The organism is Pseudonocardia hierapolitana (assembly GCF_007994075.1).
GTDB classification, from domain to species: domain Bacteria; phylum Actinomycetota; class Actinomycetes; order Mycobacteriales; family Pseudonocardiaceae; genus Pseudonocardia; species Pseudonocardia hierapolitana.
This window is the reverse complement of the sequence record NZ_VIWU01000001.1, coordinates 8,573,380-8,588,776: the sequence shown is the minus strand read 5'-3', so window position 1 is coordinate 8,588,776 and position 15,397 is coordinate 8,573,380. Positions and strand designations below refer to the sequence as shown.

The following is a 15,397-nucleotide window of genomic DNA, read 5'->3' as shown; positions in this document are numbered from 1 at the left end:
ATCGAGGCACTTCGTGCAGATCCTGCGGCCCACGCTGCGCTGGCGGGTAGCGACGGCCTTCGGCCTGGCATCCCTCCTGCTCACCGGTGTGCTCGCCGCCGCTACCTGGAATCTGGCGGGTGACTACATGCTGCGGCAGCGTGAGATGAGTGTTGTCCGCCAGGCCGAGGTCAACGTTCGTCTCGTCGACAACTCGCTGAGGGCAGGCGCGGAGGGTCTCGACGAACTTCTCGCCGGTCTGACGTCCGACTCCGACTCGACCGTGCTCCTGTCTCGCCCCCAGGGCTGGATCACCGGCGGCCGTCGGGTCGACCCCTCGGTCCTGCCCGAGCCGCTGCTGGCCCAGGCGCGGGGAGGTGTTCCGGCAACCCGGCGACTCGTCGTGGGAGGCGTCCCGGTTATCGCTGTCGCCCTCCCGGCCGCGACCGGAGCCAACATCTACGTGGAACTCTTCCCGCTGCTCGAGCTGGAGCGGACGCTGCAGTTCCTCGGGATCGTGCTCGCGTGTGGCGTTGTCGCAAGCGGCCTGCTCGGCTTCGCGATCGGTGCGTGGGCGAGCAAGCGGGCGTTGCGCCCGTTGACCGAGCTGACAGAGGCCGCGTCCCGGATGGCGCGCGGCGACTTGCGGACCCGGCTTCCGGGGTATGCCGACCGCGATCTCACTGCGCTCGCGTCGGCGTTCAACGACACCGCCGAGGCGCTGGAGGCGCGGGTCCTGCGGGATGCGCGGTTCGCCGGCGACGTGAGCCACGAGCTGCGCTCTCCGCTCACGACAATGGCGAACGCGGCGGCCGTGTTGCGTCGCCGTCGTGGCGAGCTCGCGGGGACGGCCGGTCAGGCGCTGGACCTGCTGCTGTCGGAGGTGGACCGGTTCGAGCGGATGGTCGTGGACCTGCTCGAGATCTCACGCGACGACCAGGGATCCGGCGATTCGAGCAGCGAGGTCGTCGACCTGGGACAGCTGGTGTGCAACGTCCTCGGCGCGAGATCGACGCCTCCACCGGCGATCGAGATCGAGGAACCGCCGCTTCTCGTGCACGGCGACCGCCGCCGGCTCGACCGGACCGTCGCCAACCTGCTCGACAACGCCGAGCGGTACGCGGGAGGCCCGGTACGAGTGGCGGTCATGCGGCGCGACGGGAGGGCGCGCCTCGAGGTCGACGACGCCGGACCGGGCGTGGCCGAAGAGCTGCGGGAGCGGGTGTTCGATCGCTTCGCCCGCGGCGTCCACTCCCGGCAGCGAGGGCAGGACGGGGGTAGCGGGCTCGGGCTCTCGCTGGTCGCACAGCACGTTCGGCACCACCGCGGATCGGTCTGGATCGAGGACCGACCCGGCGGCGGGGCACGTTTCGTCGTCGAGCTGCCGGAATCGGAGCAGTAGCGGATCAGGCCGGTCAGCGAGCCATCATGTCTCCTTGGCTGTTGTCGAACACCTTGTTGTCGTCCTCATCGACTTCGTCGCCCCGAACCACGACGCCGATGCGGTTGTTGAAGATGGTATTGCCCGTGACGTCGTACCCGCTCACGGTGTCGATGTAGACCCCGTACCGTGCGTTCCTCCCGATCGTGTTGCCGCGCACCGTCGTGGTGGCAGCTTCGCTGACCAGCCGGATGCCGTCCTTCTTGTTCCCGCGCAGCTCGTTGCCCTCAACCAGGTTCGCGCGCGCGGTCTGGGTGACTCCGACGCCCGACTCGCCGTTGTCGTAGACCCTGTTGTTGCGGATGATGTTGTCGTTGGACTCGTTGATGTTGATGCCTTGCGCGGCGTTGCGGAACGACTCGTTGCCCTCGATGACGTTCCGGTCGGAGTGCAGGTACATCACGATGCCGTGGTGCTTGTTGTCGTAGACGATATTGTCCCGGATCACGCTGTCGACACATTCCTCGGCGAGGATGATCCCGTGCTTTCCGTTGTGGTGCACCAGGTTGCGCTCGATGACCAGGTTCCGCGAATTGGTGTGCGGGTCCACGCCGTAGAGGATGTTGTCGTGGAACTCGTTGTCCTGTACCTGGAGGCCGTCGACCCCGTAGGAGTAGAGGCCGTAGTAGAGATGCGAGACCACGCTGCCGCGGATGTGCCCTGTGGTCCCCTCGGTCCGCCACGAGAGCCCGTACGACTCGACGTCGCCCGAGCCGAGGAAGCGCAGCTCGGAGTCGTCGATCGTCATCGTGGCACCGTCACGGGCGAGGAGGTAGCTGCGTCCGTCCCGGTGGTCGTCGTCGACCTGCTCGGCGTTCTCGTTCCACGAGGTGATGCACGTACCGTCGATGTCGATGTCGCCACCGAACGCCTTGATCGCCGTGAACCGGCCGTCGCCACTGGCCATCCTGAGCCAGCTCACGTCCGCGGAGCTGATGTGGAGGGATGCCTCGGGGAGAACGGTGATGTTGGCAGTGAGCAGCCATGTGCCCGGCTCGACTTCGCGTAGGAGGGGCTCGTCCACCGCGTCGCTCAGCACGGGTATCGACACGTTCTCACCACGGACCAGCGTTATCGTGTTCGAGGCCCGATCGAACCGGACATCGACATCCGGCGAGCCCGCCGGAGCGCCCGGGGATGTGCCCGTGATGTCGCGAGAACACGGCGTGGCCCGGGCCGCCGGAGCGTTGCCCGGCACGTCGAGGCGGGGCAGCGGAGGAGGCGGTGTCGTGCAGGCGCCGATGATGACCGCCAACGCGCTCACGAGGATGGCCAAGTGAGCCCGCCACCTGCTCGGCCCGGAGCCTTCACGGGAGACTCGCGCGGTTGGCCCGGAGTCGATGAAAGTCGCTCCCGATGTGTTCACGGGCGATGAACTCCCTCCGTCCATGCAAATTCGGTTCAGCAGAGGTTGTGCCGCCACTTCGTGAACCGCTCCCCCCTCCTTCTAGCCAGCACCATACTGAGAGGGCGAAGCGTGGATGGACGCGCAACACATAGGGAGATCGACAAGGCGGATCCTGCCCGCGTGCCGTCTGACCAGCGGCGAAGCTCGGTTCGGATCCACACCAAGGCGGCGATCGCCGGGGTCCGGGCGCCGCCGCTGCGTTCGCATCGAAACCTGACGATCATCTGACGAAAATGCGACAGTGGCCGGAACCGCGCGGCATATCGTTCATTCAGGGACGAACGCCGCCGGTTACAGGGTGTGTAGGCGCCGGGGAGCCAGTCCTGCACGATGCGATCGCCGGCCGCTACGCCAGGTTCAGGTCGGGAGCCGTGCAGGACGCGCTCGCGGCGCGTTGATGATGGATCCGGAGCGCAGGCGTTCGTCACCTGGTGCTGGTGCACGAGTCGGGGGTGCACCCCACGATCGCCGGGTGCTGCTCGGGTTCGCCGTGCCGGTGATCCGGCGCGCCCCGGCCCGGGGCTGGGCAACACGGAGAACGTCTACATGTACGGGCGCCCGGCCGGACGCCCGCTCACCGAGGACCGCGCGCACGACGCCACACCAAGACGGGGCAACTCCGCGGGCGGATGGCGCGCGAGCTTCTCGCCGCCGACGGCGCCGGCCGCGTCCAGGTCGCGCTCGGCCGCGCCTCGGACTACTTCGGCCCGCGCGGCGGAGCCCAGTCGAACCTCGGCGACCGCGTGTTCCCCGCCGCCTGGCCGGCAAGACCGCCACCGTGCTCGGCGACCCGGACCAGCCCCACACCTACACCTACATCCCCGACATCGGCGAAGGCCTCGCCGTCCTCGGTGAACACCCGGACGCCCCCGGCGAGGTGTGGCATTTCCCCACGACCCCAACGACCCCAACGACCCCAACGACCCCAACACCCGCGCCACCCGACAGCTCGTCGAGACCATCTACCAACGTGCCGGGCAGACCCGGACGAAGCTCCGCGCGGTCCCGCCGCTGCTGTTGCGTGTCATCGCCCTCGCCAACCCCACCGTGCGTGAGCTCGCGTCGATCAGCGCCTCGGTACCCGCGGGGTGATCGGTGCCGAGGGAGCCGTCGCCGATCGACGGACCGAATCGTCGCATCGGGTGCGCTTTGTGGTTCACACTGCTCGGGTGCGGAACGGAGTCGAGCTGAGGCTGCTCGGCCAGCTTGAGGTGTGCGGCCCAGGCGGCCCGGTCACGCTCGGCGCCGCCAAGGAACGTCTCCTCCTCGCTGTCCTCGCCGTAGACCGTGGTCGGAGCGTCAGCCGGGACCGGCTGATCGACGAACTCTACGGCGACCACCAACCGCGGTCGGGCGTGAACGCGGTGCAGAACTACGTGCTGCGGCTGCGGCGCGCGCTCGGCGCGACGGCGGGTTTGCGCATCTTGACGGTGCCCGGCGGCTACCGGCTCGAGGCCGCCGCCGATCGGGTCGACGCGGACCGCGCGGAACGCCTCGTGGCGGAGGGCCGGGCGGCGGCGGTCTCCGGCGACCTCGACGGGGCCGCGACCGCGTTGCGCTCGGCGATCGGGTTGTGGCGGGGCCCAGCGCTCTGCGAGTTCGCCGAGCGTCCCTTCGCCGAGGCCGAAGCCCGCAGGATCGACGAGCTGTGCGAGTGCGCCCGCGAAGATCTCGTCGATCTCGAGCTCGCCGGGGGTGGCCACCGGCGGGTGTGCGGCGAGCTGCGGGTCATGGTGGCGCAGGCACCGCTGCGGGAGCGGCGCTGGGCGCAGCTGATGCTCGCGCTGCACCGCGACGGCCGCCAGGCCGACGCCCTCGAGGCGTTCCACGCCTGCCGGGCAACGCTGGCCGCAGAGCTCGGCATCGCGCCAGGGCCTGCGCTGAACGAGCTCCACGCCCGGATCCTCGGGCACGACCCGGTGCTGCTCGCCGAGCCGGGCCCGCGGGGGCGTCCGGCCGGCGTCGCCCGGTTCGTCGGTCGCGACAGCGAGCTGCGGAGGTTGCTCGACCGCATGTACACGGCCGCGGCCGGGTGTGGCGGGCTCGCGACCATCGTGGGCGAGCCCGGCATCGGCAAGACCCGCCTGCTGCGGGAGTTCAGCGATGCGGCCGCGCGCCGCGGTGCCACGGTCTTGCGCGGCCGCTGTCTGGAAGGCGAGTGGCAGCCGGCGTTCCACGCGTTCGCCGAGGCCGTCACCGGGCACTTCGGGACCCTTTCGGGAGAGCGCGCGGGGAGCGCGGCGGGACCGTTCGGCGAGCCGCTGGCTCGGCTGTCGCCGGAGTTGCCCGTCCCGCTCGGAACGCCCGATGCGGCGTCACCGGCGCGACGGCAGCCCGACGAGGAACGGATGTGGCTGATCGACGGGGTGGCCCGCTTCGTCGGCGGGCTCGCCGACCACGCACCGGTCGTCCTCGCCCTCGACGACCTGCATTGGGCCGACGCCAGCACGCTGGTGTTGCTGCGCCACCTCGCGCGGGTGGTCGCTGACCGCCGGGTGTTGATCGTCGCCGCCTACCGCGCCGACGAGATCGGACCTGGCCTGCTCGACGTCCTCGGCGCGGTCCGCACCGACCTCGACGTGTCGTCCGTCCGCCTGCGCGGGCTGGACCTGCCGGCGCTGTCGGCCGTGCTGGACGACGTCGCTGCCGCGCCCGTGTCGGCGGAGCTGAGCTCGGCGATCCTCACCGAGACCCGCGGCAATCCCTTCTTCGCGCGCGAGGTGGTCCGCCACCTCGCCGAGGAGGGCGCGCTGCGCGCTGCCGTCGACGGCAGCCTGCGGACCGACACGTTCCCCGGTGTCGTCCCCGACGGGGTCCGCCAGGTGCTCGCCCGCAGGCGGGCCAGGCTGTCCACCTCGTGCGCGTCCTTCCTGGCGCACGCGGCCGCGTTCGACGGGCCGTTCCCGTTCGCGCCGGTCGTGGCGGCGGCCGGGCTGGGCGAGGCCGCCGGGCTCGCCGCGGTCGACGCGGTCCTCGCCGCCGGGTTGGTGGAGCCCGCCGCGGCGCCCGAGCGGTACCAGTTCTGCCACGCCCTGATCCGGCACGCTGTCCTTGCCGAGGTGAACCCGTCCCGCCGGTTGCGGATGCACCGGCGGCTGGCCGAGGCGTTGGCGGCAGCGCGCAGCGGGTCCTCCGATGTGACCGCCGCGGAGGTCGCCGCGCAGTACCACGCCGGTCGCGATCTGCCGGGCGCTGAGGCGGGCGTGGGCGCCGCACTCGAGGCCGCCGTGCGGGCGGACGCCGCGGCCGCGCACGACGAGACGGCGACGTTCCTCGCCATGGCGGTGGACCTCGTCCCCGCCGGGGACGAGCGGGTGCCTGCGCTGGTGGCCCGGCTCGGGGCGGCGCAGGCCTGGGCCGGCCGGTTCGACGACGCGGTGACCACCGCGGCCCGCGCTGCCGATCTGCTCGCCTCGACCGATGGCCCCGAGCGAGCAGCGGCCTACCTGGCCACGGTGACCTCCGCCCTCGCCAGCGCCGACGGCGCGCCCCACGCGTGGCGTCTCGCCGCGCAGGGTCTGCGGTTCGCAGCCACCCGCCGCGACCACGTCTGGGCGTCGCTGATGGTCCACGAGCTCGACCGGCGGGAGGCCGACGACCCGGATGCCCCCGGGACGACCATGGATGTACCCGAACGCCGCGAGGCGCTGCGCATCCTGCTCGCCGACGGCGTCACCGGCCGGCCGGATCTGGCCAGGATGGCCGTCCCGGCCACCTACCGTCGGCGCGATCTGATCCCGGACGACGTCGCCAACGACCCGATCGTCCGGCTGCTCGTGCTGGGCGACATCGCGGTGGCCCTGCCGCTGCTGACCGACGCCGCCGAGGCGGCGCGGGAGCGCGGACAGATCGCGCTGCGCAGCTACTACCTGACGCTCGCCGCGCGGGCGCAGATCACGCTGGGCGATCTCGCCGGTGGCCGAGCCACCCTCGCGGGCGCGCGGGCCGTCGGCGGGGCGGACCGGCGGGGCTGGGGATGGCAGCGCATCCACGACATCGGCACGCTCGATGCGTTGGCGCACGCGACCGACGTCGGCTGGACCGACGTCCTCACCCAGCTCGACGAGGCGTACGGGGCCGGGAACAAGGCCGGACACCGGCTCGAGGCGTCCGCCATCGCCTGTGGCGCGAAGGCGGCCGCCCGCCTCGGCAGACTCGACGATGCGTTACGGCGCTACCGCGCCGTCCTACCCGCGATCGAGCGGGCGCCGGCGTGGGCCATGAACTACCTGCGGACGCTGTGCGACGCCGTGGAAACCTTGTGGATCGTCCACGGACCGGGACGGAGCGGACACCCGGACCTGCCGGTGCTGGAGGAGGCCCTGCGCGGGAAGGCACTCGCCGCCGACTTCCGGTTCCCCATGATGGATGCTCGTCTTGCACTCGGACGGGTCTGCGCACTGGACGGCCGCTACGACGAGGCGATGCGCTGGTTCGCCGAGGCCGGCACAGTGCTGGCCGAGCAAGGGGCACGACCACTGCGGGCGATCATCGACCTCGACGCCTCCCGCGTCGCCGCCCGAGCCGGCGACCCGCGGTGCGCGCGCGAGCTGCGGGGGGCCGCCGAGCACGCCTTCTCCGCGCTCGGGATGATCGGGTGGACGCGGCGCGCCGCTCGCGCCCCGGACCGGGCGCCGCTGTCGCGCTGACCACCGCGAGAGCCGGCGTTGAGAGCGCCGAGACCGCCGAGTTCCACGCTGTGCGCACACTGACCGAGGAGGGTGCGCGATGACGGCGACGACGCGGGAGTCTGCTCCCACTGTGATCGACAGTGACGGGGTCCGGCTGGCCGGTTCCGAGATCGGCGGTGACCTGACCGTCGGGTTCGTGCGGTTGCCGCAGGGTACCGATCTCGGTCCCGCGCTCGCGGGCCTGCCGGGCGGCTTGTGCCAGTGTCCGCACTGGGGCTACCTGCTCTCCGGGCTGGTCGAGCTGCGCACGGCCGAGGGCGCCGAGCTGTACCGGGCGGGCGAGGCCTTCTACTGGGCGCCGGGCCACGCTCCCATCGCGCTGGAGGACTCCGAGTACGTCGATTTCTCGCCCACTTCCGAGCTCGCCCCGGTCCTCGCGCACCTCACGGGTGCGCGGTGACCGCCGCCCGCGCAACCGGGGTGACGGCACTCGCTCGCACCCTCGTCGAGGCCTGGAACCGCGCCGACTGGCCCGCCTGCCGGGCGCTGGCCGCGCCCGCGTACCGCTACGAGGAGGCCACCTCCGGCCGACGGGTCGACGGCATCGACGCCGTGGTGGCCGACTGGCGCCGGCTGCGGGCCGTCTTCCCCGACGTCGATGCCGAGATCGCCGACGTGCTGGCCCACGGCGGCACCAGCGTCATCGGCCTGGTCTGGCGCGCGACTCAAACCACCCCGGTGCACACCCCGCTGGCCCACAGGCTCCGTCCTACAAGCGGATCCGCATCGGTGACTCGGTCTTACTGACCTGGGACGGCGGCCGGCTCGTCACCGAACGGCACCAACTCGGGATCCTCTCGGTGCTCGCCGCGCTGCCTGCCTTCACGTAGGGCTCGGCTCCCCTCTTTTCGATCTTCGATCTGTTGACCTCTTGCCGATTCGTCAGATTCGAGCGGACTTGACGTCAGGTCAAGTTGCAAGCGTCGGCGGAATGGAACGCCGGTCGGCAGTCAATGGGTGCGCCTCGGATCGGACGGCAGGCCGACCGGGCTGGGCCCCGGCGGAGCAAGGTGAGCGGCTCGCTTGCCTTGCGGGGAACCGTTCCCGGCATCCGGCGGAGTGCCCCAGGACCCGGCAGACTGGAGCCATGCCCGACTGGCTGCGCACCACCCTGCTGATCGTCGGTGTACTCGGGTTGCTCGTCGTCATGGTGCTCGGGTACGTGATGTGGCGCTACCGCATCCCGCCGCGTGGCCTGATAGCCATGGGCGCCGCGGCGGTCTACCTCGTCTTGCCCATCGACGTCGTTCCGGAGGCGGTCCTCGGTCCGCTCGGGCTGGTGGACGACGCCGGCGTTACCACCGCGGTGGTGCTGTTCGTCTACAAGTTGGTGAAGGCGCACCGCATCCTCAGCGATGGCGGGGTGGACCTGGGTCGACTGGGTCGGCGAACCCTCCACCGCGACCGCGACTCGGCCTGATTCCGCCTCGTCATCGCCAGTGCCGCTGTTGGCGTCCGCGTTTGGGCGCCTCAATGGGGCGGGGAGAACTCGCCTGCTGGTCATGCGATCGCTGTTCACTGCGACGTCAAGCCCTCGGTGTCTGCTCACCGACGGTGGCGAGCCCAGACTCGGCGATTGCATACTCGCTGTGAGGTCCAGCCCGTCGGCCAGTCGCTCGTCCCCGGTCAAGGTGGTAGTCGGAGGTCGGCTCTCGCCTCTTTGAAGTAGCTTGGCGGTGTTCATCCCAGTCTTTCTGCAAATCCTCGAGCGCCATGATGGGGACCTGCCCCTTCTCATTGAGTTCCTCACGAAGGTGATCGACAACTATCATGAGACCTTCCGCGGCCGCGCGCAGGCGCGACGAATCGGTCGCTAAGCAGACACGGTTCCAGTCTGCGACTACGGCTTCCCGGGCCTCGTCGCGCTCGTCCTGATCGTCGCTGGTGAGTGCGGTCCCTTTCTCTACTCGACGTGCTTGCGCTTCCAGCCGGCGGCGTCGGACCGCACATGTTGCGAGACAGCTAAGATCAAGACGTGGCGTCCTGCCCGCTGGTGCTCACAGAACCGCTGCCTCGCAGTTCGTGCACGAGGACGGCGGCGCCCGACGACTGGGCGGGTCGAGGGAGGCCGTCGACGGCCTGGGAAGGTCAGGAGTCCGGGTCGAGGGCAACCATTCATCAGACCGGGTCTGCGCATGTAGCCGCGTGACTGGGACCGCCTGGCCAGGCTGCTCGCCGAGCGCGGAGACGGGAGAGTGCGACTCGCCGAGATGGACGAACACGGTTGCTACCCAGGCCTGGAGAAGCTCGGCTACCACCTGGTCGGCTACGGCTGCACCACGGTTGGCATGGCCGAAATTTGGCCTGGACGACTCGCCGCGCTCCCGCATCCCTCGACGCGAAGGTCGTTGTGCTGCCGAGGAGCGGTGGCCTGAGCCTCGCGAGTCGGCGTGGGGACCCGCGCCATCCGGGTGGATGCTCGCCGCGGGGCGGGCCGGTCGAGTCAGACGATCAGCCGGTGGACGTCCGGCTCCGGGTGCTTCGGCAGTGCCACGTCCGGGTCGAGCGTGCCGAGGTCGGCCTGGGCGAAGCGCCAGGTCCCGCGCTCGTTCACGCGGGCGATCGGGCGGGCCGGGTCGGTGCCGAAGTCGTCCGGGTAGGTGCACCCGAGCGCGGTCACGTCGACGGAGTTGTCGGGTCTCGCGGAGTGCTCGCTGTCGAGGATCTCGCCGGTCGTGGCTCCCGGGGCCCTGAAGGTGTTGTCGACGAACGCCACCCGGCAGGGCTGACCCAGCAACGACGTCGGTCGAAGTCCCTTCACGTGGCCGCCTGCGTCCGGCGGGAGCGTCCAGAGCACTCGGTGGAACTCGAACCCGGGTAGCCGGTTCATCCGGCGACGCGTGTCGACGACGAGGCTGGAGTCGGAAACGGTGCCGCTTGCGCGGTCGACGTAGTAGAACCGGCGAGTGGTCAGGTGGGTGGCCTCGATCTCGTAGACGAAGCCGCTGGCTCCCATGTCGACGCCGTCCGTCGCGACATCGACGATGCGCCACGCCGACGGGACGAAGTCCGGCTCCACTCGGGGGAGCTGGTCGTAGGTGATCGCGGTCGTGTGCTCCAGGCCAATGCTGGCGACGCGGCTGCGGGTGATCGTCACGGTGCGGCAGAGGCCGGAGAAGTCGAGGGCGGCCCTCTTCTGGTTGACCCGTGGCGTGGAGGTGATCCGATCCACGACGAAGTCGACGATGTTGGGGTAGAAGCCGCCACGGGAGATCCAGACGTCACCAGAGAAACCGCCGTTCTCGATGACCAGGTCGGTCAGCTCGACGGACTCGAACCCGACGTAGGCGATCCGCCGAGGGACCTCGCCGGGGCCGCTCAGGGTGAACGCCCTCCCGCGGAAGCCGAGCATGGTCGAGTGCTCCGCCACGTTCGGCGCCGGCGGTGACGGAGCGAGGCCCTGGTTGTCCATGTTGCAGTCGATCCGCAGGCCGTCGATCGTGATCCGGCCGCGGATGATCACGTCGAACTCGATGGGCCCCTCGGCGTCGGAGCCGGGCCGCCAGGTGAGCTGGGCCTCCTCGTCAGGCGTCGGCCGTTCCGGGACGAAGAACAGTCCGAAGTTCCAGTCGGGCTCTCCGAGGTCGATCGAGTCGTCCGGTCTCCTGATGGTGACCGGCTCCTGCCCTGAGGGCTGCGCGGCGATGCTCAGGCCGTGCGCCCCGATCGGGATCAGGTTCCTCCGGCCCCGCTTCGTGAGGTGGACGCCGGGCCCGAGGTGCAGTGGCGCGTCGCCGACCGTCGCGGCGGCGATCGCGTCGACGAGCGCGTCCTCGTTGCCGGACGCCGGAAGCTCGATCGGATCCGCCATCACATCCACCGTCCTCACCCGGGCTCGGCCGCCGGTGGCTCGACCCCTGCCGATGCACTCGGTCGCGGGTGGAGCGGTGTCACTCCTCAACGGTGACGGGGCGGGTCGAGTGGCGTCCGCCAGGGTGGTGTGCGTCCGGCCCGGTGACGGGTGTGCCGGGACGTAGGGCGGCCATCGCGTGATCTTCTTGAAGACCTCTCACAGTGCTTCTCGAAGGACCTCACGCGATGACCGCACCGAGCAGTATCGACCCTGCCCGTTTCCTGCACGAGCACCTGGCCTCCGCCTCGCCGGACCTGCTGCGCTCGATGTTGACCACCTTCATCAACACCCTGATGTCCGCCGAGGCCGACGCCGTCTGCGGCGCTGCTTATGGCGAATCGAGCCCCGAGCGGACCAACGTGCGCAACGGCTACCGGCACCGCGAGTTCGACACCCGCGCCGGCACCCTGGACGTGGCGATCCCCAAGCTGCGCTCCGGGTCCTACTTCCCGGACTGGCTGCTCGAGCGCCGCCGCCGCGCCGAACGCGCCCTGACCACGGTGGTTGCCACCTGCTACCTCCTCGGTGTCAGCACACGGCGAATGGAGAAGCTGGTCGAATCGTTGGGCATCACCCGGCTGTCCAAGTCGCAGGTCTCGACCATGGCCGCCGAGCTCGACGCCCACGTCGCCGATTTCCGCACCCGCCCGCTCGACCAAGGCCCCTACACCTTCGTCGCCGCCGACGCCCTGGTGTTGAAAGTCCGCGAGGGTGGGCGGGTGGTCAACGTGCACGCCCTGCTCGCCACCGGCGTCAAAGCCGACGGGCACCGGGAGATCCTCGGCCTGCAGGTGACCTCGGCCGAGGACGGCGCCGGCTGGCTGGGGTTCTTCCGCGATCTGACCGCCCGCGGCCTGACCGGGGTCCGGCTCGTCACCAGCGACGCGCACCGGGGCCTGGTCGAGGCCATCGGCGCCACCCTGCCCGGCGCGTCCTGGCAACGGTGCCGGACGCACTACGCGGCGAACCTGATGGCGGCGACCCCGAAGGCGTCCTGGCCGTGGGTGCGGGCGTTGCTGCACTCGGTCTATGACCAGCCCGACGCCACCTCGGTGCACGCCCAGTTCGACCGCGTGTTGGACGCGGTGGCCGACAAGCTCCCCAAGGTGGCCGAACACCTCGACACCGCCCGCGCCGACGTGTTGGCCTTCACCGGGTTCCCGAAGGAGGTCTGGCGCCAGATCTGGTCGAACAACCCCTCGGAGCGGCTGAACCGGGAGATCCGCCGCCGCACCGACGTGGTCGGCATCTTCCCCGACCGCGACGCCCTGATCCGCCTCGTCGGCGCCGTGCTGGCCGAGCAACACGACGAATGGGCCGAAGGCCGCCGCTACCTCGGCCTCGACGTCCTGGCCCGCGCCCGCCTCACCGCCGTCCCCGACACCACCACCAACGGCGAGGAGGTGACCACCACCGACACCATCCCGGCGCTCAGCGCCTGACCAACCAGAAGATCACGCGCCACCCGTCAAACACCACGCCGGCGGACTTGACCGCGGGTCGTCATGGACGATCTCCGGTAACGGCGACCTCAGCCCGGCCGGGGTCAAGTCCGCTGCGTGGTGTTTGACGGCTGACGCGTGGGCCCTCAGTCCGTCAAATCGCTTCGATCGGTGGGTGCGGCTGGCAGCATCATCGTCACCGCTGCTGTAGGCAATCGCGCGAGCGAGCCTCGCGAAGACATCGCCGTCCTGGCTTGATGATCAAGGCTGTCGTGTCGCGGCATCGCGAGCGGGAGCACGGCGGGGAGCAGCGGGGGAGCAGGGCCTTGCTGTCAACGAGCGCAAACTGACCTCATCGGCTCTCAACGGACGTGCGCTGACCTGCAGGAGTCAAGTTCCCGCAGGTCAGCGCACTGTGCTTGGCATAGTTCACACCGAAGAGGTCACTGGTTCGATCCCAGTATCGCCCACACCGGCAAACGGCCTGGTCAGAGGCTCGCGAAGAGCGTCCGGCCAGGCCGTTTGTCACGAAGGACCCCTGCGCCGACTGAGCCGGTCACCGCCCGGTCCCGCGCGCACCGCGGCAAGAGCGGGTGGCAAAGGGAGCGAACTTGCAAGCACCAGAGGCTTCCACGGCGTCGATGACACGGTCAGGCTGGTGCCTCGCCAATGGAGGAGGCCCGCATGTCTTCCACGCCCGAAGAGTCTGGCGCCCCCGGTATCCGCCCGTTCCACGTGGAGGTCCCGGAGGAGGCACTGGCCGACCTGCGTCGCCGGATCGCCGCGACCCGCTGGCCCTCCAGGGAGCTCGTCGCAGACCGCTCCCAGGGTGTGCAGCTGGCGACGCTGCAGGCGCTCGCCCGCTACTGGACGAGCGAGTACGACTGGCGCACGGCCGAGGCGAGACTGAACGCGCTGCCGCAGTTCATGACCGAGATCGACGGGGTCGACATCCACTTCATCCACGTCAAGTCGCGGCACGAGAACGCGCTGCCGCTGATCATGACCCACGGCTGGCCCGGCTCGGTCATCGAGCTGCTCGAGACCGTCGGCCCGCTCACCGACCCGACCGCGCACGGCGGACGTGCCGAGGACGCCTTCGACCTCGTGCTGCCGTCCCTGCCCGGCTACGGCTTCTCCAGCGAGCCCGCCGAGCTCGGCTGGGAGGCCGGCCGCACCGCGCTCGCCTGGGCGGAGCTGATGAACCGCCTCGGCTACACCCGCTACGTCGCCCAGGGCGGCGATCTGGGCGCCATCGTCACTGATGTGATGGCCCGCCAGGCACCCGAGGGGCTGGTAGGCATCCACACGAACTTTCTCGTGACGGTGCTGGCCGACCCCCCGCCGGAGGAGTCCGAGCAAGAACGCGCGGCTGCGGCTGCGCTCGCCGAGTTCCAGGCCACCGGCTTCGCCTACTTCCTGGAGATGACCAATCGGCCGCAGACGATCGGCTACTCCCTGCTGGATTCGCCCGTCGCCCTGGCGGCCTGGATGCTCGACCACGACACGGACAGCTACTACAAGATATCCCGCGCGTTCGTCGACGGCGAGCCCGTCGGCAATCTCACCCGGGAGAACATCGTCGACAACATCACGCTGTACTGGCTGACGGGCACCGGGGCCTCGGCCGCCCGGTGGTACTGGGAGTTCGGACGGTTCGTGGCCGCAGCCCAGGCGTCCGGCCAGGCTCCTCCTGAGGTCTCGGTTCCGGTCGGCTTCACCACCTTCCCTGGTGAGATCTGGCGTACTTCGCGCAGCTGGGCCGAAAGGAGCTACCCCAACCTCACCTACTTCAACGAGGTCGATAGGGGCGGCCACTTCGCCGCCTGGGAAGAGCCCGAGCTGTTCGCGACCGAGATCCGGGCGGCGTTCAAAGCGCTGCGCTAGATGACCGTGTCCGAAGGTAGCTGCGCGGCCATCTCGCCCGGACGGACTTGACGCTCACCTGCACCCGTCAGTGGAGGCCGTCCCCGGGGCATCAGAGAGGAATCCCGCTTCCTCTGCCGCGCCGCCCGAATGCACGCTCATCGGCATGAGCGACAGTCCTGAGCCGATCGTAGACGAGCCTGCCCACCGCCGTCCGACACGGACAGTGATCGCTGCGCCGGCCAGGGTGTCACTCATCCAGGGTGTCACTCATCAAGTGGAGCCGATCTGTCACGGATCAAGTGGAGTACGACACCCCTGAACCGGCCCTCGTGTTCAGACTTTCCTTCCTTGTTCAAGGCGGCGCCTGCGGCGCCGCTGCCGGGGCTGTGTTCGATGCCGGGCGCCAGCGGCGCCGGGGCGTGCGGCCTGGCGGCCGGTCCCCGTCGCCGCGCGCCCGGCAGGAAGGGCGGACCCGGCAGCGGCACCGCGAAACCAGGGCGCCACGAGCATTGACCAAGAACAGAACATGCCCTCGCCGGGCGGGCAGGTCTCCGGGATGCCGGGCCGAGCAGGCACGCGGGCATGGGTAGGTGGGCCGGGGGCGGTGTGGCATCCCGTCGACCTCCACGAGGGCTATCACGCCGCGGGTGGAGGGCAAGCCTGGCAAGGTGGCCGGGGCGCAAGGCCGGCTTCGCCGGACGCCTGCAGGTGGTC

The 15,397-nt window shown here is 70.4% G+C and carries 10 protein-coding genes; 8 read left to right on the top strand and 2 right to left on the bottom strand.

Annotation, left to right across the window (positions count from 1 at the left end):
- Nucleotides 1–13: 13 nt before the first annotated feature.
- A complete protein-coding gene (locus FHX44_RS40490) occupies nt 14–1,381 on the top strand; it encodes a sensor histidine kinase (RefSeq protein ID WP_342793501.1) in 1,368 nt (455 codons plus the stop codon).
- 13 nt (nt 1,382–1,394) lie between these two features.
- Here the strand turns inward: FHX44_RS40490 and FHX44_RS40485 are convergent, their stop codons facing one another.
- Nucleotides 1,395–2,843: a right-handed parallel beta-helix repeat-containing protein gene (locus FHX44_RS40485; RefSeq protein ID WP_147260596.1), complete on the bottom strand. Its 1,449-nt coding sequence runs from the start codon at nt 2,841–2,843 to the stop codon at nt 1,395–1,397.
- Between the two features lie 864 nt (nt 2,844–3,707).
- Between FHX44_RS40485 and FHX44_RS40480 the strand changes: the two genes are divergently transcribed.
- The 5 genes from FHX44_RS40480 to FHX44_RS40460 all read left to right on the top strand — a co-directional run bounded on the left by FHX44_RS40480 (nt 3,708) and on the right by FHX44_RS40460 (nt 8,939).
- Nucleotides 3,708–3,920 (top strand): hypothetical protein, encoded by a 213-nt coding sequence (locus tag FHX44_RS40480; protein ID WP_147260595.1) that lies wholly within the window; start codon nt 3,708–3,710, stop codon nt 3,918–3,920.
- Between the two features lie 77 nt (nt 3,921–3,997).
- A complete protein-coding gene (locus FHX44_RS40475) occupies nt 3,998–7,477 on the top strand; it encodes an ATP-binding protein (RefSeq protein ID WP_170309247.1) in 3,480 nt (1,159 codons plus the stop codon).
- 79 nt (nt 7,478–7,556) lie between these two features.
- Nucleotides 7,557–7,919: a cupin domain-containing protein gene (locus FHX44_RS40470; RefSeq protein ID WP_147260593.1), complete on the top strand. Its 363-nt coding sequence runs from the start codon at nt 7,557–7,559 to the stop codon at nt 7,917–7,919.
- A complete protein-coding gene (locus FHX44_RS42580; RefSeq protein ID WP_170309246.1) occupies nt 7,916–8,266 on the top strand; it encodes a nuclear transport factor 2 family protein in 351 nt (116 codons plus the stop codon). Before FHX44_RS40470 ends, FHX44_RS42580 begins: the two co-directional genes overlap by 4 nt.
- A gap of 340 nt (nt 8,267–8,606) precedes the next feature.
- On the top strand, nt 8,607–8,939 hold the full coding sequence (locus tag FHX44_RS40460; protein WP_170309245.1) for a YkvA family protein: 333 nt from the start codon (nt 8,607–8,609) through the stop codon (nt 8,937–8,939).
- Nucleotides 8,940–9,962: 1,023 nt separating this feature from the next.
- Here FHX44_RS40460 and FHX44_RS40455 read toward each other — a convergent pair.
- Nucleotides 9,963–11,330: a hypothetical protein gene (locus FHX44_RS40455; protein ID WP_147260590.1), complete on the bottom strand. Its 1,368-nt coding sequence runs from the start codon at nt 11,328–11,330 to the stop codon at nt 9,963–9,965.
- A gap of 227 nt (nt 11,331–11,557) precedes the next feature.
- On the opposite strand from FHX44_RS40455, the gene FHX44_RS40450 reads away from it, so the two are divergent.
- Both FHX44_RS40450 and FHX44_RS40445 read left to right on the top strand, forming a co-directional pair.
- On the top strand, nt 11,558–12,814 hold the full coding sequence (locus FHX44_RS40450) for an IS256 family transposase (RefSeq protein ID WP_147260589.1): 1,257 nt from the start codon (nt 11,558–11,560) through the stop codon (nt 12,812–12,814).
- 684 nt (nt 12,815–13,498) lie between these two features.
- Complete coding sequence (locus FHX44_RS40445) at nt 13,499–14,701, top strand: epoxide hydrolase family protein (protein ID WP_147260588.1); 1,203 nt, start codon at nt 13,499–13,501, stop codon at nt 14,699–14,701.
- The last annotated feature ends 696 nt before the right edge of the window (nt 14,702–15,397 follow it).